This window comes from Sapientia aquatica (assembly GCF_004358105.1).
Taxonomy (GTDB): domain Bacteria; phylum Pseudomonadota; class Gammaproteobacteria; order Burkholderiales; family Burkholderiaceae_D; genus Solimicrobium; species Solimicrobium aquaticum.
Genome location: NZ_SMYL01000001.1, coordinates 512,948 through 534,161, shown reverse-complemented (window position 1 = coordinate 534,161; position 21,214 = coordinate 512,948). Strand labels below are relative to the sequence as shown.

Below are 21,214 nucleotides of genomic sequence, written 5' to 3'. Positions count from 1 at the left end.
GTTTTAAGCGTTTTCTAACACAATACCTTCAATAATATTGGCGACATCTTCGCAACGATCAGTCACAGTTTCCAATAATTCGTAGATCGCTTTTAACTTAATCAAATTACGCACATCAGGTTCATCGCGGAATAATTTCGACATCGCCGCACGCATCACGTGATCAGCGTCGGATTCTAAACGGTCGATTTCTTCGCAAATGCGCATGATGGCGGACGCGTTATCCATGTTGTGCAACAGCGCAACTGCTGCGCTCACTTTTTCAGCGCAACCCAAACAAAGTTCCGCTAAACGCTTAGCTTCTGGAGTGATGTGCTGAATATCGTAGAGCGAAATTGTCTGAGCAGCGTCTTCGAGCAAATCGAGAATATCATCCATGCGCGTGATCAATTGATGAATGTCATCGCGATCCAACGGAGTAATAAATGTTTTGTGCAACAAATCGATGCAAGTATGAGTGATAACGTCAGCACGTTTTTCGATCACTTCAATGGCATGCACCCGTGACTCTAAGTCGTCAAAATTGGTCATCAGCGCGACCATTTCTTTTGCGCCTTTAATACACAATTCGGCATGTTGATTAAACAGCTCAAAAAATTTGCCTTCATTAGGCATCAATCGTCCAAACATGATGTTCTCACTAAGTTTAAGTTTTGGTGCTTATTTACGGAAGATATGGCGGTGGAACGACCACCGCTCTGATTCAAAGTAACTATTGGATGTAATCTGGATACAACGGTACTCAAGCAATTATTCAGAATCACCATAAATCGAGAGCGATCCAGTGTAATTTTCGAACTTGGTGTATTCGCCCATAAAGGTCAAACGAACGCTACCAATCGGCCCGTTACGCTGCTTACCAATAATGATTTCGGCGGTGCCTTTGTCTGGCGAGTCGGGATTATAAACTTGGTCGCGGTAAATAAAAAGAATCACATCGGCATCCTGCTCAATCGCGCCGGATTCGCGCAAATCGGACATAACTGGACGTTTATTAGGACGCTGCTCCAAAGAACGATTTAACTGGGATAGAGCAATCACAGGACAGTTAAGTTCTTTCGCAAGCCCTTTAAGATTTCGGGAGATTTCAGAAATTTCAGTCGCACGGTTTTCGCCCGCCGAGTTCGCTGACATCAATTGCAAGTAGTCGATCACGATCAAACCAAGCTTGCCACATTGACGTGCCAAACGACGTGCGCGCGCGCGTAATTCGATGGAGCTTAGCGCAGGCGTTTCGTCAATGTAGAGTTGCGCGTCGTTCATTTTTTGAATTGCGTGGGTCAAGCGTGGCCAATCTTCATCGACCAGACGTCCGGTACGCAGACGATGCTGATCCAAACGACCAACTGAACCCAGCATACGCATCGCTAACTGAGCGCCACCCATCTCCATCGAGAATACGGCGACTGGCAAGCCACTATCGATCGCCACGTTTTCACCAATATTGATCGAGAACGCGGTTTTACCCATTGACGGACGACCCGCGACAATAATCAAGTCGCCTGGTTGCAAGCCCGAAGTCATCCGATCTAGATCGGCAAAACCGGTTGGCACGCCGGTAATATCGCTGGTGTTATCACGGCTATACAACTCATCAATCCGCTCAACCACTTGCTTTAATAGCGGTTGAATATCTTGAAAACCTTGGGTGCCGCGCGCGCCCTCTTCGGCAATCGCAAAAATCTTGGATTCAGCTTCATCCAACATTTGCTTAACTTCTTTACCCTGAGGATTAAACGCGTTACCAGAAATCTCATCGGCCACGGTAATCAATTGGCGCAGCACACCGCGGTCGCGCACGATCTCGGCGTAGCGCCGGATATTAGCCGCGGACGGTGTATTTTGGGCCAAGGCATTTAAATAAGCCAAGCCGCCGACTTCGTCCGCACGCCCCAATCCGGATAACGCTTCATACACGGTGATCACGTCCGCGGGGCGTGATGAATTGACTAACTTGACAATGGTTTGAAAGATCAAACGATGATCGTAACGGTAGAAATCCTCCGCGCTAATAAAATCGGCAATACGATCCCACGCCGCATTATCGAGTAGCAATCCGCCTAAAACGGATTGTTCTGCTTCAATGGAATGCGGGGGAACGCGCAGGGAGTCTAGCTGTGGATCTGATGGCTTGTTCATGGGCGCGATTATACCTTGTAAGCGAGCATTTTTTTAGCAACCAAGATTCTAAATTGCAATTTTTTCGCAAATATAAATTGCCGCATAAATGGCAATTTAACCATGTTTTGGGCAACAAAAAAGCCGAGCGAACTCGGCTTTTTTTAAAACTAACGACTACTCAGATTAAGAGTGATCGCCGATAACAGCAACAGTTACTTCAACCACGACGTCTGTATGCAAAGCGACTGAAACTGGGTGATCACCAGCAGTTTTCAATGGGCCATGTGGCATACGGATGTGTGCTTTTTCAACTGCAAAACCTTGCTTAGTCAATGCTTCAGCAACGTCAGCATTAGTAACGGAACCGAACAAACGGCCATCAACGCCTGATTTTTGGCTAATTTGAACAGTCAAACCGTTCAATTTTTCGCCAGCAGCAGTTGCCACAGCCAATTTAGCTGCAGCAGCGTTTTCCAATTCGGCGCGTTTTGCTTCGAATTCAGCCATTGCAGTTGCAGTTGCACGACGTGCTTTGCGTTGTGGAATCAAAAAGTTACGTGCATAACCATCTTTAACACGAACTACATCACCTAAGTTGCCGAGATTAACGACTTTTTCTAACAGAATAATTTGCATAATTTTCTCCGATATTTAGTAATTGAATAAGTCGTCAATTACGCGTGGTGCAGATCGGTGTATGGCAACAAGGCCAAATAACGAGCGCGTTTGATGGCTGTATCTACTTGACGTTGATACAGTGCTTTAGTACCGGTCAAACGTGCTGGCATGATTTTGCCGTTTTCTTGAACGAAATCTTTTAATGTATCAACATCTTTGTAATCAACTTGTTCAACGTGTGCTGCTGTAAAGCGGCAGAATTTTTTACGTTTGAACAAAGGATTTTGTTGCTGACGTTTTTGTTTTAATTTGCTTTTATCAAATTTTTTACCGAATGCCATGATGGCTCCCAATCTTTTAATCTATCTAGTGTGTCGCCTGACTTGCATCATTGTTCAGCGATTGCTGTGATGTGAAAAATCAGACTTTTGCTATTGCGGTTTTTACGTGCCATGAATCCAGTGAATCGATAAGACTGCCCAAGTACTAGCTGACTAAACTGGCCTGAAATTTCACCAACAGCTAAGGCAGAAACTTCAAACTCAACTACGCGCATTACTTTGGCTTCCAACTGTTGCGAACTGTGGCTTAATTTGGCGACCACTATCGGGATTCCCGCTGGAGTGAAACGCAACATTTCGCGCTCCGCTACCTGTGCAACTAATTGGAATTGATTCATCGAATCTTTATAAATTCAAACTACACCGTAAAACTTCCGCTCCTGATCAACGTTAATCTAAGTGCGTTGCAAAACAGCAATTAAGCTGCTGGTGCCTCAGCGCGTTGAGATTTAGCTGCATCTTCTTTCTGAACTGATTTCATCATTGGTGAAGGAGCAGTTTCTGCTTTTTTCACTTTAACAGTCAGATGACGCAAAACTGCATCATTGAATTTGAAGCTAGTTTCGAGTTCGTTCAATGTTTCGCTATCGCATTCGATGTTCATGCAAACATAGTGTGCTTTAGCCAATTTTTGAATCATGTAAGCTAACTGGCGACGGCCCCAGTCTTCTACACGGTGAACTTGGCCGTTACGTGCAATGACGGCGGCTTTGTAACGCTCGATCATCGCAGGCACTTGCTCGCTTTGATCAGGATGTACGATAAATACGATTTCGTAATGACGCATGTAATCTCCTTGTGGACAATAAAAGCCCGCCTCAGCGTCAAGTTGAGTGCGGGAAGAGGTAAGCCGAGCATAATACCTTGTTTATTTTAAATACTCAAGGATTTCAATGCCTTAGTGACTTATAGCTGAATTTTTTAAGGAAAAAGTGGGCATTTATTACTTTTTACACCACTTTTTAAGGGACAGGCGTCCCCGTTGAGGCACTCCAGATCGCAAACCAGTGTTCGCGCGACAAAGTGAGCTTGGTCCCTGCAACCGCTTCCTTGATTGCCGCGATCCGACCAGAACCAGTCAGCACAATCGGGTTGGAAGGATGTTGCAGCAGCCATGCATAGACTATCGTTGTCAAAGAAACACCGTAATGGGCGGCCAGCAGCGACAGCACATTGTTGAGTCGGTCAATTTGCAGCGTTTTCTCACTGAACAATCGACCACCACCCAACGCCGACCAAATCATCGGCGAAATACCTAGGCGCTGACACTGATCCAACGTGCCATCGTGCAAAGGATCCAGATGCAGTGGCGACAATTCAACTTGATTGGTAACCAAAGTAACCCGGGAAGCCAATAAATCAAATTGTGCCGGGGTAAAGTTAGAGACGCCAAAATGGCGCACCTTGCCTGCTTGCTCCAAAGCGCGGAACGCTTCCGCGACTTCATCAGCCTGCATTAACGGATCAGGGCGATGAATTAACAGCACATCGACATAATCAGTACGCAGATAGCGCAATGAATTTTCCACCGAAGCAATAATATGCGCCCGACTGGTGTCGTAATGCGAAACCCGCAAAGCCGACTGCTGATCTCTGAGGACGATGCCGCACTTAGTAACCAATTGCAGTCGATCACGCAAACTCGGAGCCAACGCCATCGCCTCACCAAAGCCTGATTCGCTGCCATAAATATCAGCATGATCGATCGTGGTAATGCCTAATTCCAACGCTTGCTCAAGCAACTCCAAACATTGCGCCGCTGTAAATTGCCACGAACTAAGACGCCACATACCAAGAGCGATGCGGGAAACGTCGAGACCGTTGGGACTTAACTTGATACGAGACATAATTTTCGCTGTGAATTTAAGAGTTCATTAAAGCTGCGCAGACGCCAGCGAGTTATAAACCTAATGCCGCAATTCCGGCCTTTGCAATTTGTGCATCTTCCGCCGATTTAACCCCAGAAACACCGACCGCTCCAACACAAACACCATCAACGAAAATTGGTACGCCGCCCTCGAGCATGCCTTCGATCAATGGTGCACTCAAAAAGGAATAGCGACCATTATTGATAATGTCTTCGTAGATTTTTGATTCACGCATACCCAGCGCTGCCGTTTTAGCTTTCGCTGGAGAAATATGCGCAGAAATCGGGGCGACGCCGTCCAAGCGCTGCAACCAAAGCAAATGACCGCCTTCATCGACGATAGAAATCACAACCGCCCATTTATTGGCAATGGCTTCCGCCTCGGCTGCGGCGGCGATTTTTTTCACATCTTCTAGCGTTAACACTGGTTTGGTTAGCATATTTGCTCCATGTAAAGAATCGAAGCTCGAATTGTACGTCAGGCCAAGCAATTCTGTTTTGCCATCGTTACGATAAATTTAGGCCGCTCTAGGAGAAAGTTTTCAATAACCTATTATTTACAAACTTTTTTTGACAGATCGGCGATAGTCCCTTACATTGCGGAAGTCCTTTGAAAGGAAATTCTCAGAATGACAACAAAGCATGCCCTACATCAACTAATCGTCGCCTTAGCGCTGTGCGTGAGCATTCCCGCATTCAGCGCAGATAACACCCAGCAACAAGAACAAACCACTGTTCTGACCAAGATTCAAGAGATCACCGATCGCGCTTCTAACTTGGTGACTAAAGCCGTCGATTTCATTGGTACGCGCTACAAACGCGGTGGCAACAACGTTGAACAAGGCTTAGATTGCAGCGGCTTAGTGCGCTTAGTATTTAAAGACGCATTGAATGTCGAGCTGCCTCGTACTTCCTTAGAAATCAGCCGCACGGGCGAAAAAATTGATCCTAGCGAATTACAACCCGGCGACTTGGTGTTCTACAACACGCTCAAACGCGGTTTTTCGCATGTTGGCATTTATTTAGGCGACAACAAATTCATCCACTCGCCCTCCGCTGGCGGACAAGTTCGTATCGAAAGTATGGAATTGGCTTACTGGAAGAAACGCTTCAACGGCGCTCGCCGTATCAACGACGACGGACAAAATTAAGCCGCTATCGGCAAGCTGGTCATCATGAATGCCAGCTCTTTTGCCAGATTTTCTGCTTCCCTGCGTTTCAAATTTACCGCACTCTTTCCGAACTGAAGGTGAATGGTCTTGCAAGCCACGCTCGCAAGACTCAATCATTACTTCTCTTGCATTTCTTTAATCTTGCGCTTGATTTCCGGCATCATCAGAGTGGCAGCGCGCTCACCAGCCAAAATAGCGCCATTGCGATTAGTAAAGTCACTGCCCTTCATACCACCCAAATCGGGCTGAATGACGACATCCGCGCCTTTTAATTCATGCACATTAATGGTTTGCCCCATGATGGAAAAAGTTTGCATCAACACGTTGACCGAACTTGATGACGCTTGCACGTCTGGTGGCGACGAAATATTCACCGCGATCACAAAATCGGCTCCCATTTCGCGCGCAGCCGCCACCGGTACTGGCGCCACTAAGCCGCCATCCACATATAACTTGTCACCAATTTTGACGGGCTGAAACACGCCCGGCACAGCAGATGAAGCGCGCACCGCGGCGCCTGTGTTACCACGGCGAAATAAAATGGTTTTACCGGTATTGAGCTCGGTGGCAACAGCGCCAAATGTTTTCTTGAGCTTTTCAATGGGCACTTGACGCACCGTGCGATTGACAAAATTCTGCAAGCCCTCGCCTTTTAAAACGCCGGTGCTTTTCGCAAATAAGGGCACAGTCCAATCCGAAATCGTGGCCTCATCCATCTCCAGCGCGATTTTTTGCAAAGCCAAACCATTATTGCCCGCCGCATAAATCGCACCGACCAAACTGCCGGCGCTGGTTCCAGCGACCACATCGACATCAATTCCCTGCGCTTCTAAGACTTTAATCACCCCAACGTGCGCGAAGCCGCGGGCTGCGCCGCCGCCCAATGCTAGGCCGATTTTGATTTTCCTTGGAGCAGGCTTTAGCACTACGACGCTGTCCACGCCGTTTGCGGTCGAAGCCGAATTTGACGGTGTCGTGCTGGTACCAGAAACGGAGGATGAAACTGTCGAATTTGGTGCAGCCGGATTGGTGATTTGCGGCTTATCGGTAAGCACTGGGCCTGTAGATTGGCAACCCGCGAGCAGCAATCCAAACAATAAAGCGAATAAATAACGGCGAATAAACATAGAAAAAAGTCAATCTAATCAAGGAGAAACATCAAACGATTGCTCACGCTGAGCCAAATTGCCGCACATTTTGGCTTGGAGCAAGACCCAATAGCAAGTTGTTTATGAAAATTTTCGGCATATATCTAATTTTCCAACGCATCTTTGGGACTTGATTTACACTCTGCGCTTATCTTTTTCAGCCAACTATCCAATGAAGTATCCTGCAATCCGCGCCTTTACTGACTTAGCCGAGCATCTTGGCGAATTCGATCAGATTATCGATGTCCGCAGTCCCGCTGAATTTGCACTCGATCACATTCCGGGAGCGATTAATTATCCGGTTCTAAACGACGCCGAGCGAATCCAGGTTGGTACTTTGTACAAACAAGTTAGTGCCTTTGAGGCCAAGAAAATCGGCGCTGCACTGATCGCGCAAAATATTGGTCGCCATATTGAGACGGCATTTTTGCATCATCCAAAAGAATGGAAACCGCTGATTTATTGCTGGCGTGGTGGAAATCGCAGCGGGTCGATGGCATTAATTTTGGCAAAAATCGGTTGGCCAGTGGTACAACTCGACGGCGGCTACAAAGCGTTTCGTCAACACATCAATACCGAATTGGGTGCGCTCATTGCGCGCTTCACCTACCGCGTTATTTGTGGCACGACTGGAAGCGGCAAAAGCCGTTTGCTAGAAACCCTGCACAAGCAAGGCGCGCAGGTGCTCGATTTAGAGAAACTGGCTGTTCATCGTGGATCGGTGTTAGGTGACTTCGCCAGTAGCAAGCAACCTTCCCAAAAGGCCTTTGAAACGGCGATCTGGGCCACTTTGCGCCAGTTCGATACCAGCAAACCAGTCTTCGTCGAATCGGAAAGTAAAAAAGTAGGCAACTGCCGCGTTCCGGTCGAATTGATTGAGCGCATCCGCCAAGCAGAATGCATTAACTTGCAACTCTCGGAAGAACTGCGCGTGGCGTTATTGATGCAGGATTACGCGCATTTCATCGAACAACCCGCCGAATTAATCGCACGCTTGCAATTTCTGACTCCATTACATGGCAAACAGAAAATCCAGCAATGGCAAAGTTTGATCGAGCAAAATATGATGGTGGAATTGGTGCATGACTTGATTAACTCCCACTACGATCCGAGTTATTTGCGCTCGATTGGTCGAAATTTTCCACAACTAAGTCAGACTATTCCAACGCAGTTAGCGGGAATTCAGGAAGCGGATTTTATTCTTTTGGCGCGTCAACTTTTGGAGCATTAAGATTAGCGCCGGATGAATCAGCGGTGGGAATTTCATCGTCTAAAAAAATACGATTAGCCTCTTCATCCAAACCATCAAATTGCCGGTTATTGAGCGCCCACCAAAAAATCGCGCCAATCACGAACACCAACAAAATGCTAACTGGGATGAGTAAATAGAGAATTTCCACGAGAGTTTTCTTGCCTTATAAAGGTGAAAGTTTTAATTTTTCTTAGCAATCAATAAGCGCAAAGAATTGCACACCACGATTAACGAACTCAGCGACATTCCAATGGCCGCATGCCACGGTTGAATATAACCGATTACCGCAGCGGGAATCGCGAGTACATTGTACGCAATCGCCCACGCTAAATTTTCTTTAATTAAACGCAGCGAACGGCGACACATTTGCACCGCATACGAAAAATCCAACAAACGGTTTGATAGCAATAAAACGTCGCTGCGCGCTTGGGTAATCGGCGCACCCTGCCCCATGGCAATCGATACGTTAGCAATTGAAAGGCTAGGCCCGTCGTTCATGCCATCACCCATCATCACCACGCGCGCACCGTTTTTTTGCATCGCTTGGATGACTGCAAATTTTTGTTCAGGACTCATTTCACCTTGCGCTTGATCGAGACCTAATTCCGCTGCAATTCGTTGTACGACATTCGCGCTATCACCAGAAAGGATATGCAATTTGATGCCCATGGAATGCAATTGGCGCACCATTTCCCGCGCATCAGGTCGCAACCCGTCTGCGAGCGCATACAGCGCGATCAATCCATCTTGGTCACCGAACGCACACAAACTCGAATTTTGAAAAATGCTCGGTAAGCTCGCTATCTCGCCAGATTGAGAACCGGAACTCAGTTCTTGCACAAAGCTCGGCCTACCCAAGCGATAGGTATTGCCAAGGTAGCTGGCCTGCATACCTAGGCCAGATTCCTCAATCAATCGATCACAAACAATCGCGCTTTCCGGCAGTGCGCCGCTTGCCACCAATGCCTTAGAAACGGGATGCAACGAAGCCGCCGCCATCGCCGAGCAAACTTGCATTGCGCTCGTATCGTCGCGCCAAATGTGGCTGGCACTTAACGACAATTTGCCTTCGGTCAACGTACCGGTTTTATCAAACACAATGTGCTCTGCACGGGCCAATCCTTCGATCGCGGAACCTTTAGCGATTAGCACACCGCGTTTGGCCAATAAGCCAATAACCGCCGACATTACGCCCGGCGTCGCCAACGACAACGCGCACGGGCAAGTTACCACTAACACCGTGATCGCTACCCAAATTGCCCGACTAGGATCGATTTGCCACCACACTAATCCGGTGATTATTGAGAGCAGCATAATGATGGTTAAAAAATGGCTGGCATGGCGATCAGCCAGCGCAACCAATGGTGGCTTCTCGTTGCTGGCCGCTTCCATCATGCGCAATAAATGCGCGAACTGGGTAGTTTCGGCTACCTGTTCGGCGCGCATCACCAAAGGATTCGTCAGATTCAACGAACCACCAATTAATTTGGAATGCATTGTCTTCGGTTGCGGTTTCGATTCGCCGCTCATCCACGATTCGTCGCACTCGCTATTGCCTTCAACCACGCAACCATCGGCGGGGATTTGGGCGCCAGGTGGTACCAACACATAGTCGCCAATCCGTAATTGTTGCGCTTCGATTTGCACACTGTTTCGCACGTTAGGAAAGTTGGGCAAATACTGCGCAAATGTGGGCGTTAGCTGCGTCAAACTGCGCAATGCTGCGGTGCTTTTTTGATGAACTCGGGCCTCGATCATTCGGCCCGACAACAGCAGAAACACAAACATAATCATCGAATCGAAATAAACATGGCCGCCAGTAAAAGTGGCCCAAGCGCTCATAAAAAAGGTCGCTAAGATTCCGGTACTGACCGGCACATCCATTCCAACATGACGGTTTTTAATATCGCGCCAAGCCGCTTTAAAAAACGGCATTGAGGAAAATAACAAAACAGGAATCGCTAGCGCAAAACAAGCTAATTTGAGCAAATGATCAATCTCTGGCGTTAGGTCGCCGCCGACTTCGGGGTGTGGCTCCATATACGATGGAAAGGCATACATCATCACTTGCATCATTGCGAAAGCCGCAACAAACAAACGCCACACATCCTTTTTTTGGCGCTTTTCCAGCAGTTTATGTTCGCCTTCCGGCAAGGCGCCGTAGCCTAAATCCTGCACGGCTTGGATGATTTTGTGCAACGAGGTCGTCTCTGGTTGCCATGTCACATCGACTCGATGTCCGGCATAGTTCATCACCACTTTATCGACACCGGCTAATTGTTTTAGTCGAAATTCAATCAATTGAGCACAAGCTGCACAGCGCATGCCGTTTAGACTGATTTTTTCTTGGGATTGGGGAGCTGGCGACACTGACGCAAGTTCGGTCGTGGAGCTAGTCATAGTTGAATTGATATCCATTAGCGCAGGCTTTAATCCCATTAACTAACAGGTTTAACGGGCGATTTATTGCTGAGATAGACGTCGATCAAGCCGTTGGTTTCAATCATCATCAATACGGCAGCGCAGCCGTGGCAACAGAGTTCGCGTGAGGCTCCGTTGAAATCGGCTCGAACGACCCGACGCAAGGATACCTGCTCGCCACAATGGTAACAAGCCACCGATTCTTGCTTGGTCGTTTGCTGGAGCCGATTAAAAAATTGACGAATTCCCATTTGCCGCGATTGTGATTAACGTAACTAGCTGAGAAGTTTAACCCAAGTCAAACTAACAACCTTGATATAGGATAAAAAATAACGGGAAGAAATACTTTGAGATTGGCACGCTGAAATGAAAAACGGTGGCATTGCACCACCGCTTTTGTTCCTTCATCCGAGAAACCAAGAGGATTTAAACAATCCTCGATCCTGTATCGACTACAACAGGTGCAACTACTTTACAGCTAATTAAAAGAAAATCTGCTATCGATGCACAACGACTAACTTCGCAGAAAAACCAAGGAAAATCATCGGGTAACAGATTCGATCGATAAATGCTTACTGGAATTGTTATTCAATAATGCCCCCTTTGGGTTGTTTCTCTAAGTCACAAATATATTCCTGTTTAATTGACAGTCCAAGATAATTAAAACTATTGGTCTAGGACTGTTTTTGATGAAAACTATAGTGTTGCGTGTTTTATAAAGACTGCGTTTTACGCAGGCAGCGACAAGATACCTTGGCCCACTAAGCGCGCGCTGGACGAACAAATTCGTCAGGGAACCAAGAGATTTTTCCCGATTCCTCTATCACTTTAATCACGCGCAACCGTCCCCCTCTACAAGGACCGCCGCTGCAATGTCCGGTATCGGGTTGGTAAATTGCGCCATGCGTGGAGCACATTAAATACAATCCGCTGCCCTCAAAGAATTCACCCGGATTCCAGTCCAACTCAATCGGGACGTGGGCACAGCGATTTAAATAGCCATACACTTCGCCGCCATAGCGCACAACAAAGCCCGTCGTATCTTGGTCGCCTGCCGTTACCGGAAAGCGCACGCCTTTGCCGCCTTCAAGCAGATCACTGGATTCACATACAAAAATAGTCGTCATTTCAAATCGTTGATAGCGAAACTAATTAAGTCTAGGCATTCTCAGTCAGCCAATCGTGCAACTGCGTGACTGAATTGGCCATATACCGGGGATTATATTCTTGCAAAACTGAGGTCGAATGCGCGCCGTAATTAACGGCAATGGCGTCCGCGCCAGCGTTATTGGCCATTAATAGGTCGTGAGTAGTGTCGCCTATCATCACGGTACGCTTGATGTCTTGCCCCAATTCCCGCGTCAACTCTAGCAACATGGCTGGATGCGGCTTGGAAAATGTTTCGTCAGCGCAGCGGGTAGCATCAAATACAGAAAGTAGCTTACTAGCGTTAAGTGCGCGGTTCAAACCAACTCGGCTTTTACCGGTTGCGACAGCTAAGAAATAGCCATCTTGCGCCAACTCACTAAGCATATCCTTGACACCATTAAACAAGACCAATTCATGATCTTGGGTTAAAAAATGGTAGCGATAGCGCTCAACCATGCGCGGGTAGTATTTAGGATCGATATCGGGAATCGCCGCTTGCATCGCATCGAGCAAGCTTAAGCCAATTACATACGAAGCATTGGTGTCATTGGGAATAGGCAAGCCCAGATCGCGTGCGGCGGCTTGAATACAGCGCACGATGGTGGCCGTGCTATCCATGAGGGTGCCATCCCAATCAAATACTATTAGGTCATATTTTCGTTTTGCCATCTTAAATCAACGTCCCCTGTTTCAAGTTCCATCACTTTTGGTGATTTATTTGATTTATTTTTCCAACAAACTGGTCAAGAATTGTTCGCAATCTGGCGGCAAAGGTGATTTGACCGTCATTGCAACTCCGGTGTCTGGATGCGTAAAGGTTATTTGGTGCGCATGCAAAAACATCCGCTTTAAAGCAATTCGTGTGCCTTGCGGCTTTTGGAGTTGACGATTCAGCGCAAAGTCGCCGTATTTGTCATCTCCAGCCATGGCAAAGCCACTGGCCGACAAATGCACCCTAATTTGGTGCGTGCGACCAGTTTTTAATTCAGCTTCCAACAAGGTAAATTCACCAAATCGGCGCAGCAATGTAAAGATTGTGTGGCTGGCCATTCCGTCGGCTTGCACCCGAACCCGTCTCTCGCCGTCGGCCGCCGTGTATTTATGTAGAGGTAATTTAATATGCTGGCGCTGATTTTTCCAGTCGCCTTGAATTAATGTTAAGTAACGCTTGTCCGTCAAACCATCGCGCATTTGTTCATGCAAATTGGTTAATGCAGAGCGCTTTTTTGCCAAGAGCAAGATTCCTGATGTTTCACGATCAAGGCGATGCACCAATTCCAAAAATTTAGCATCTGGTCGCGAAGCACGTAACTGTTCGATAACACCATAAGACACGCCGGAGCCGCCATGCACGGCAACCCCGCTGGGTTTATCAATAATTAATAAATGAGCGTCTTCAAACAGAATGGCAAACTCAGCACGTGGCGCATTATTAACTTTGGCCTCCGACATCCGAACCGGCGGGACGCGCACCACGTCATCCAGTTTCAATCGATATAACTGATCGATCCGACCTTTATTTACCCGAACCTGGCCTGAGCGCAGAATTTGATAAACATGACTTTTTGGCACGCCTTTACATATTTTCAATAAGAAATTATCAATACGTTGACCAACGTCTTCTTCCGAAATTGTTAGCATTTGGACCTGTGCAACCGCCGCCGCAGCAGATTGTTCCTGATTAGGAGCACTCTTTTCATGCGACTTGCTATTAAATTTCGCTAAGTCCTTCATTTTGAATATATAATTAGTTCGCAATTTAAATTAAATTGCTTGTGTGGGAATAAAAGAATACATTCTACACAGAGGTGAGTCAGTCAGCCTCGCCTATTTGCAAATTTGACTGAAAAGATGTGTGCGTTCCTTCTCAGTGCATAGATAGAGCTTTAATGCCGAATAGGACTTTAATGCCGAATTATCAGTTGCCGAGAATTAGATTGTCGTAGTTTAGATATTGAGAATTTTTACCAAACAGCAGTTACTCACGTTGGGTATGCTGTTAGGTTTATGAATTGTTGTGTTATCGATTTTTACAAGCTGTGCAGTGCAGCGTAATAATCAAAAATATCACTTCGCTAAGTTGCAAGCCAATAAGCGAAATGAGAATGATTATGACGTGGTGTTAATAGGATTGCTTATCCAGCGTATCCTGTCATAGGACACTTAAGTGACACGCACAGTCAAGTTGCGCATCGCCTGGCGATGAACTTTGTTCTACTTACACAGATTATTGAAGCAAACCGCTCATAATTGTGTAGCCCAGAGACATGTGCACTCGATACCCCTCCATTCATGCCCTTAGCATGATGTTGTACTCATCGCTATCCCGCGCAAATTTCCTTACATAAGCTACTCCAACTCTACGTGCATCCCATGTAAAGCCGGTGCGAAATTCATATTTCGCGCCTCAAAAGTGATCGAAAGATCATGGAGTAAACAATGAAACGAATGTTATTTAATGCCACGCAACAAGAAGAATTGCGAGTGGCAATTGTTGATGGGCAAAAACTCATTGATATTGATATCGAAACTGCTGGACGTGAATTACGCAAATCCAATATTTATAAAGGCGTCATCACCCGCATCGAACCCTCCTTAGAAGCCTGCTTCGTCAATTACGGCGAAGATCGCCACGGCTTTTTGCCTTTCAAAGAAGTCGCTCGCGGCTACTTTAAAGAAGGTGCTGACCCACGTAACGCTTCGATCAAAGAAGCGCTGCGTGAAGGTCAAGAAATCATGGTGCAAGTGGAAAAAGAAGAGCGCGGCAATAAAGGCGCGGCGCTGACTTCATTTGTGTCCTTGGCTGGTCGCTATTTGGTGTTAATGCCCAACAACCCACGGGGCGGCGGAGTTTCTCGTCGCGTTGAAGGCGAAGATCGTCAAGAATTACGCGACACGATGGATAAGCTTGATCTGCCATCCGGCATGTCGGTCATTGCTCGTACGGCAGGTATCGGTCGCAATGTCGATGAGTTGCAATGGGATTTAAACTATTTAATGCAATTGTGGCGCGCAATTGAAGGTGCTAACAAATCGGCAGCAGGTGCATTCTTGATTTACCAAGAATCGTCCTTAGTCATTCGCGCCATCCGCGACTACTTCCAACCCGATATCGGCGAAATCTTAATTGATACCGACGATATTTTTGAACAAGCTCAGCAGTTCATGAGCCACGTCATGCCTGACATGGTGCATCGCGTAAAGCGTTACAGCGACGATGTGCCACTGTTCTCGCGCTTCCAGATTGAACACCAAATCGAAACCGCCTATTCACGCACTGTTCCATTGCCATCGGGCGGCGCGATTGTTATCGATCATACCGAAGCGTTAGTGTCAGTTGACGTCAACTCGGCGCGCGCGACTCGCGGCTCAGACATTGAGGCAACCGCGTTTAACACCAACTGCGAAGCGGCAGAAGAAGTTGCGCGCCAATTGCGCTTGCGTGACTTGGGCGGTTTGATCGTGATCGATTTTATCGACATGGAAAACGCCAAAAATCAGCGCGAAGTTGAAACTCGCTTAAAAGACGCTTTGCGCTATGACCGCGCCCGCGTTCAAATGGGTAAGATTTCCCGCTTTGGCTTGATGGAATTATCACGCCAACGCATGCGCCCTTCCCTGTCCGAAGGCAGCCATGTGACTTGCCCGCGTTGCAACGGCACGGGCCATATTCGCGATACCGAATCCTCTGCATTGCAAGTTTTGCGGATTATTCAAGAAGAAGCGATGAAAGAAAATTCAGCAGCGATTCACGTTCAAGTGCCAGTCGATGTTGCAGCGTTCTTGCTTAACGAAAAACGTGGTGAGATTCTCAAAATCGAAACGCGTCACCGTGTGACAGCAATCTTGATTCCGAACAAACATTTAGAAACACCACATTACAAACTCGATCGCTTGAAGTCCGATGATCCTCGTTTGGAAGAAACACACGCCAGCTATGCGATGGCGGAACAAGCCGATACGGATATTGGTTACAGCAAGCGCAGTAAGGAAGAGTTCAAGCCACGTCAAGAAGCGATGGTAAAAACGATTACGCCAGAAACTGCACCTATCGTCGAACGCAAAGAAGTGGCACCAGCAAAAGCCGTTCTTCCTGCAATCACCAGCGAAACCAAACAAGTTGGATTCTTTGGTCGTATTTTGAATTGGTTGCTTGGCTCATCCAAAGAGGAGCCTGTAGCGCTGGTGCCAGTAAAACCAGCGGCAAAATCTGAGCGCGATAATGATCGTTCAGATCGCAACAATCGCAACCGCAATCGTAATGGTCGCAATCGTCGTGATCCAGAGGAACGTGCCGCAGCAAATGCATCGGCGACTCCGGCAAATGGCAACAAACAAGCCAAAACAGCCATTACTGATGGCGGCACCGAAGCCGGTCAAGTTCAACGTGCGCCTAAAGCGCCTCGTCCTCCACGTCCAGAACGCGAGAGTCAAGAAGCTCGTCGTGAACGTCAGCAGCGTGAACGCGAAGAACGTGCCGCCAAAAAAGCAGCCAGTGAAGCACTCAATGGCGCTGCTCCAACGGACACACCAGTAAGCAAACCAGCTGCGGATGTCACGGCGTCGGATAGCAGCGAAGATAAATTGGACTTAGCTGCAACTCCTGAGAACAACGAAGGTGGCGATGAACCACGTCGTCGTCGTCGTCGCGGTGGTCGCAATCGTAATCGTCGTGATCGTGATAACAACGAAAGCGGCGCAACTGAGCAAGTTCGTGATAACTCAGAAGACTTTGTCCCAGTTGCTGATCTTGCTCAAGCTGAGCAACAGCACGAAAGTGATAAAGCACATTCCGCAACCCAGCCTACTGAGACTGTTGAAGACCTGAATACCAGCGCACCGAGCAGCGAAGCTAGCGTCGTTGTGCATGAAGCAGCAACGTCGGTCGTTGAGCCTGCCGTTTCAAGCGCTGGAACAGCCGCTATTTCGGCAGAGCCAGCAATTGAGACTGTGGCAATTCATGCACCAGTGGTTAGCGAAATCGAAGCTGTGATTACTCCAGTAGTTACTCCTGTGGTTACTCCTGTGATCGCCGCTGAAATTCCAACAGCGCCGACTGAAACAGCGCCAGCCGCAGTTGTGTTCTCAGAAGCAGTAATTGCTGCAATTCCAGCAATTACCCAAGCTGAAGCAACACCAGAAATCGTGCCAACGCCTGTTTCCTCGCAAGCAGCAGCTCCCGCGCCATTCGCTGCACCAGCGCAGGTGGAACTGAAATTTGAAAGCGCTCCAGAACCCGCTCCTGCCCAACCAGCGATAGCAACTCCCGTAGAACCGCTCAGTGCTGCTCCGGTTGCGGTCACCAAAGTTGAAGACTTGCATAGCATGTTGCAATCGGCTGGCTTGGTATTAGCGGCAACCGATCCAGAGAAGCTGCGTCAGGCGCAATTGAGCAGTACTCCAGTAGTGGAAGTGCGTCAACCACGCCTGCGTAAGCCGCCTGTTCCAGTATCGACTGAACCATTGCAACTGGTTCAAACTAAGCAGTCTGCACCATAACTGTCTTAGTTCAACTCCTTGTAAGTTAAAACGGGCTCATCAATTGATGAGCCCGTTTTTTATTCCATTCAACTTACCGCGATCGAGTAATCAGAATCCCCGCGTTACCACTCAAAGAGCGATTCAACATTGCTGCGACTTTCAATATACAATTCAGGCGAAGTACATTATCATTTCCAAATGGAAACTTTTTGTAACATTTTCCCTCTGAATTAACGTACATAGTTCATCACTAGGAATACCTTGAAGGCACATCTGTTTAACGATTCATCCGAGAGCAAACAAGGTAGCTCACCAAGCCACACTATCGCGTACGCTAAACTAATTGCCGCTGCAAAAAAGATGCGCGCCAAAACGGTTGAGCAAGCTCATGGCACCTGTTTAACAATGTCGCTAGAGTTTTGCATCATTGCTCAACAACACAATATTCCTGTGTTTTTAGTCATGTGGCCGGTCAGACACGACCCAAGCTTTTCAGACCACTGGGCGGTATGCATTAATAATTCGGACGTCATTGATTTAACCCGTATTCAAATCGATCCTAAGCCGAGCGCCGACGTCATCTTTAAGATTGAGTCATACCCCCACAATTTCAGCGTTCCACGCTTTTATTTAACCAAACCATTAGTCGACGAGTACCTGAGTTTTAAAAGTAGCCACCTAGGAAAACTGCCGCCGATATTGATCAAAAATCTGCGTAATTTGATGTTGCAACAAGACTTATCAAATGCCAATCACTTCAAAAATTTCTCTGGTATCTGGTCTGCGCTATGGTCGTATCTAAAATTTAGGGTTTCCTTTGGACTGTCCCAGTTCCATGACAAGCTACAGAAAAGACACGACGAGCTAACCAAACGGTGAAGAATTAACAGTGAAATTTGGATTACGAAATTTTTGATATTTCACCATGTTCACCACCATCGTCCAACAACTGAGCGGGTAAATTTTTGGTCGGTTTAACGCCTAAATTTTTAACCTGTTCTGCTTGCCGAATGAGATTGCCACGGCCAGTTGATAGCTTTGACTTAGCGTCGTCGAACGACTTCTGCGTTTGCCCCAACTTCTTCCCGACATCATCCAAATCCTCAACAAAACCGACGAATTTATCGTACAGCTTGGCGCATTGCTGGGCGATTTCTTGAGCATTTCGATTTTGCTGCTCTTGTCGCCAAATATAGGCAATCGTGCGTAAATTCGCGAGCAAGGTACTCGGGCTGACCAACAAGACATTCTTTGCCAACGCATCGTTAAATAGACTTTGATCGTGACTGAACGCGAGCATAAAAGCCGGTTCCACCGCAATAAATAACATCACAAAATCAGGTGCTTTTAAACCAGTCAAGGTTTGATAATTTTTGTCTGACAAGCCTTTAATATGGGCGCGTACTGATACTAAATGCTGCTTGAGGCTTTCAGCACGTTCTTCATCGTTAGTCGCACTCACATAGCGCTCGTACGCCACTAGCGACATCTTGGCGTCCACAATCATGTGGCGCTGCTCAGGTAAATGGATGATGACATCGGGGCGATGCAAGCCGCCCTCTTCGCGCTCAAAACTGTTCTGAACTTGATACTCTTCGCCGCGCCGCAAACCAGATGACTCCAACACCGTTTCGAGCACCATTTCGCCCCAAATACCTTGCGTTTTATTGTTCCCTTTTAAGGCTTGCGTGAGGTTAATCGCGTCTTCGCTGATTTTTCCATTCAAGGTCGCCAAACGTTCGATTTCATTTTTTAATGTGAGGCGCTCTTTCGAATCTTTATCATAGGTATCGGCGACTTGCGTTTGAAACTCTTTAATTTTTTCTTGCAACGGCAATAAAATCCCGCCCAGGTTAACTTGGTTTTGCTCGGTGAATTTCTTGGACTTTTCTTCAAGAATTGTATTAGCCAGCAACTGGAATTGATGACCAAATTCGCTGCGCGCCGCCTCCAGCAAGGCCAGCTTTTCAGTTGCTTGAAGACGCTCAGCATCTAGTCGCGCGGTTAATTCAGCGACCCGTGCCTGATAGTCTGAAAGTTGTGTTTGCTGTTGATCCAACTTGATTCGTGCTTCGTGCGCTTGCTGTTGAGCGGTCTGCGCCGATTGCTGCGCCAATGCGGTTTGGCTGCTTAAACGCTCGGTCAATACGGCCAACTCCGTTTCGCGCTGCTGCCGCAATAGCTCCTGCTGCTGATTTAGCTTATTTGTGACTAAAAATTTAACAACAATTGCGCCGACGACGGCGCCAATTAAAAAACTTACAACTACCGCACTATTTAGGTCCATATTTTTCCTGTCAACTGATGCAAAACGGCTGAGCTAACGCGCACTTTTTACTAGAGAAATGTGCCGTTATTTTTCGATGCAGCATCATAGCATTTCAATCTATGCATTACGTGCCTTATCCACATCACAGATAACATGGAGCAAAATGTTGCTCTCAGCAAAATAGTTGATTTTGTGGTCTACTACTATGCTTTTAGATCAGCGTAATTACCTTGCCCACCAACCGTATGACCGATCGATTTATCCCCATCATTGAGCAACGCACAAAAGATTTTCAGCCGCCCGCTGCGCTGGTTGCATTGCCTGCCACCGGACTGCTGCAAGACAGCTTGCAACGCCCGCTGCGTGACCTACGTATTTCGGTAACTGATCGCTGCAATTTTCGCTGTGTTTATTGCATGCCGCGCGAGGTGTTCGACAAAAATTATCCTTATTTGCCGCATAGTGCGCTACTCACTTTTGAAGAAATCACGCGCTTAGCAAAACTAATGGTGGCGCACGGTGTGCGAAAAATTCGGCTAACCGGCGGAGAGCCTTTACTGCGCAAAAATCTTGATCGTTTAATTGCGATGCTACGCGACCTGACCACACCAGACGGACATGCGTTAGATATCACGCTCACGACCAATGGCGCGCTGTTAGCTCAAAAAGCACAGCAACTTAAGGATGCCGGATTAGATCGCGTTACAGTGTCCTTAGACGCCTTAGACGACGGCATTTTCAAACGCATGAATGACGCCGACTTTTCTGTCGATGAGGTGCTAAAGGGCCTAGAAGTCGCCCATCAAGTTGGCCTTGGTCCCATCAAAGTAAATATGGTGGTCAAAAAAGGGGTCAATGACAATCAGATTGTCCCTATGGCGCGCTATTTTAAAGGTTCACCCTTTGTATTGCGCTTTATTGAATACATGGATGTCGGGGCGTCAAACGGCTGGCAGATGGACGAAGTAATTCCATCGCAACAAGTCATTGATCGGATTAACTTATCTTCGCCCGACATGCAACTCCAGCCATTGGAGGCACATTACAGCGGCGAAACGGCACAGCGTTGGCAATACAATGACGGTTCGGGCGAGATCGGCGTGATTTCTAGCGTGACGCAAGCCTTTTGCCGCGATTGCACTCGCCTGCGCTTATCCACCGAGGGCAAAATTTACACCTGCCTGTTCGCTAGCCAAGGACACGATTTACGCACGTTGTTGCGTAATAACGCCGATGATGCACAATTGACTTCCGCGATTGGCCATGTCTGGACCCAACGCACGGATCGCTATTCGGAATTACGCAGCGCTCAATCCTCACTGGGCGGCTCTGTACCCAACAAAGTAGAAATGTCGTATATCGGCGGCTGACGTAT

At 47.4% G+C, this 21,214-nt stretch carries 21 protein-coding genes; 5 read left to right on the top strand and 16 right to left on the bottom strand.

What is annotated here, in order from left to right:
- Window positions 1–3: 3 nt before the first annotated feature.
- The 8 genes from E2I14_RS02485 to E2I14_RS02450 all read right to left on the bottom strand — a co-directional run bounded on the left by E2I14_RS02485 (window position 4) and on the right by E2I14_RS02450 (window position 5,387).
- Window positions 4–630, bottom strand: a complete 627-nt coding sequence (locus tag E2I14_RS02485) for a DUF47 domain-containing protein (RefSeq protein WP_133325082.1) — start codon at window positions 628–630, stop codon at window positions 4–6.
- A 120-nt stretch (window positions 631–750) separates the two neighbouring features.
- A complete protein-coding gene (locus tag E2I14_RS02480; protein WP_133325080.1) occupies window positions 751–2,139 on the bottom strand; it encodes a replicative DNA helicase in 1,389 nt (462 codons plus the stop codon).
- Window positions 2,140–2,304: 165 nt separating this feature from the next.
- Window positions 2,305–2,757 carry a 50S ribosomal protein L9 gene (gene rplI, locus E2I14_RS02475; protein WP_133325078.1) on the bottom strand — a complete coding sequence of 151 codons (453 nt, stop codon included), beginning with the start codon at window positions 2,755–2,757 and terminating at the stop codon, window positions 2,305–2,307.
- A 38-nt stretch (window positions 2,758–2,795) separates the two neighbouring features.
- Entirely contained in the window at window positions 2,796–3,080 is a 285-nt protein-coding gene (gene rpsR, locus E2I14_RS02470; protein WP_105532900.1) for a 30S ribosomal protein S18, read from the bottom strand.
- Window positions 3,081–3,127: 47 nt separating this feature from the next.
- A complete protein-coding gene (gene priB, locus E2I14_RS02465; RefSeq protein WP_133325076.1) occupies window positions 3,128–3,418 on the bottom strand; it encodes a primosomal replication protein N in 291 nt (96 codons plus the stop codon).
- Between the two features lie 80 nt (window positions 3,419–3,498).
- On the bottom strand, window positions 3,499–3,867 hold the full coding sequence (rpsF, locus tag E2I14_RS02460; RefSeq protein WP_133325074.1) for a 30S ribosomal protein S6: 369 nt from the start codon (window positions 3,865–3,867) through the stop codon (window positions 3,499–3,501).
- A gap of 175 nt (window positions 3,868–4,042) precedes the next feature.
- The gene (locus E2I14_RS02455) at window positions 4,043–4,927 is read right to left on the bottom strand and encodes an aldo/keto reductase (protein WP_133325072.1); all 885 of its coding nucleotides are present in this window, start codon (window positions 4,925–4,927) and stop codon (window positions 4,043–4,045) included.
- 52 nt (window positions 4,928–4,979) lie between these two features.
- Window positions 4,980–5,387, bottom strand: a complete 408-nt coding sequence (locus E2I14_RS02450) for a GlcG/HbpS family heme-binding protein (protein WP_133325070.1) — start codon at window positions 5,385–5,387, stop codon at window positions 4,980–4,982.
- A gap of 189 nt (window positions 5,388–5,576) precedes the next feature.
- On the opposite strand from E2I14_RS02450, the gene E2I14_RS02445 reads away from it, so the two are divergent.
- Window positions 5,577–6,098 (top strand): C40 family peptidase, encoded by a 522-nt coding sequence (locus E2I14_RS02445; RefSeq protein ID WP_133325068.1) that lies wholly within the window; start codon window positions 5,577–5,579, stop codon window positions 6,096–6,098.
- 137 nt (window positions 6,099–6,235) lie between these two features.
- On the opposite strand, the gene E2I14_RS02440 is transcribed toward E2I14_RS02445, so the two are convergent.
- Window positions 6,236–7,246 carry a patatin-like phospholipase family protein gene (locus tag E2I14_RS02440; RefSeq protein WP_133325066.1) on the bottom strand — a complete coding sequence of 337 codons (1,011 nt, stop codon included), beginning with the start codon at window positions 7,244–7,246 and terminating at the stop codon, window positions 6,236–6,238.
- Window positions 7,247–7,439: 193 nt separating this feature from the next.
- Here E2I14_RS02440 and mnmH point away from each other — a divergent pair, with 193 nt between their 5' ends.
- Window positions 7,440–8,498 carry a tRNA 2-selenouridine(34) synthase MnmH gene (mnmH, locus tag E2I14_RS02435; protein WP_133325064.1) on the top strand — a complete coding sequence of 353 codons (1,059 nt, stop codon included), beginning with the start codon at window positions 7,440–7,442 and terminating at the stop codon, window positions 8,496–8,498.
- On the opposite strand, the gene ccoS is transcribed toward mnmH, so the two are convergent.
- The 6 genes from ccoS to E2I14_RS02405 form a co-directional block, all read right to left on the bottom strand.
- Window positions 8,464–8,667: a cbb3-type cytochrome oxidase assembly protein CcoS gene (gene ccoS / locus E2I14_RS02430; RefSeq protein ID WP_133325062.1), complete on the bottom strand. Its 204-nt coding sequence runs from the start codon at window positions 8,665–8,667 to the stop codon at window positions 8,464–8,466. The two genes, mnmH and ccoS, sit on opposite strands and share 35 nt — an antisense overlap.
- A gap of 32 nt (window positions 8,668–8,699) precedes the next feature.
- The gene (locus tag E2I14_RS02425) at window positions 8,700–10,919 is read right to left on the bottom strand and encodes a heavy metal translocating P-type ATPase (protein ID WP_165967728.1); all 2,220 of its coding nucleotides are present in this window, start codon (window positions 10,917–10,919) and stop codon (window positions 8,700–8,702) included.
- Between the two features lie 38 nt (window positions 10,920–10,957).
- Window positions 10,958–11,191: a heavy metal translocating P-type ATPase metal-binding domain-containing protein gene (locus tag E2I14_RS02420; protein WP_133325058.1), complete on the bottom strand. Its 234-nt coding sequence runs from the start codon at window positions 11,189–11,191 to the stop codon at window positions 10,958–10,960.
- A 510-nt stretch (window positions 11,192–11,701) separates the two neighbouring features.
- A complete protein-coding gene (locus tag E2I14_RS02415; protein ID WP_133325056.1) occupies window positions 11,702–12,067 on the bottom strand; it encodes a Rieske (2Fe-2S) protein in 366 nt (121 codons plus the stop codon).
- Between the two features lie 31 nt (window positions 12,068–12,098).
- Window positions 12,099–12,758, bottom strand: coding sequence for an HAD-IIIA family hydrolase (locus E2I14_RS02410; RefSeq protein WP_133325054.1), 660 nt, complete (start codon window positions 12,756–12,758; stop codon window positions 12,099–12,101).
- A 54-nt stretch (window positions 12,759–12,812) separates the two neighbouring features.
- Window positions 12,813–13,823 (bottom strand): RluA family pseudouridine synthase, encoded by a 1,011-nt coding sequence (locus tag E2I14_RS02405; protein ID WP_133325052.1) that lies wholly within the window; start codon window positions 13,821–13,823, stop codon window positions 12,813–12,815.
- 705 nt (window positions 13,824–14,528) lie between these two features.
- Between E2I14_RS02405 and E2I14_RS02400 the strand changes: the two genes are divergently transcribed.
- On the top strand, window positions 14,529–17,588 hold the full coding sequence (locus E2I14_RS02400) for an Rne/Rng family ribonuclease (protein ID WP_133325050.1): 3,060 nt from the start codon (window positions 14,529–14,531) through the stop codon (window positions 17,586–17,588).
- Between the two features lie 243 nt (window positions 17,589–17,831).
- The gene (locus E2I14_RS02395; protein ID WP_133325048.1) at window positions 17,832–18,449 is read left to right on the top strand and encodes a hypothetical protein; all 618 of its coding nucleotides are present in this window, start codon (window positions 17,832–17,834) and stop codon (window positions 18,447–18,449) included.
- A gap of 22 nt (window positions 18,450–18,471) precedes the next feature.
- On the opposite strand, the gene E2I14_RS02390 is transcribed toward E2I14_RS02395, so the two are convergent.
- Window positions 18,472–19,857: a DNA recombination protein RmuC gene (locus E2I14_RS02390; protein WP_133325046.1), complete on the bottom strand. Its 1,386-nt coding sequence runs from the start codon at window positions 19,855–19,857 to the stop codon at window positions 18,472–18,474.
- Between the two features lie 227 nt (window positions 19,858–20,084).
- On the opposite strand from E2I14_RS02390, the gene moaA reads away from it, so the two are divergent.
- The gene (gene moaA / locus E2I14_RS02385) at window positions 20,085–21,209 is read left to right on the top strand and encodes a GTP 3',8-cyclase MoaA (protein ID WP_133325044.1); all 1,125 of its coding nucleotides are present in this window, start codon (window positions 20,085–20,087) and stop codon (window positions 21,207–21,209) included.
- Window positions 21,210–21,214 lie beyond the last annotated feature (5 nt).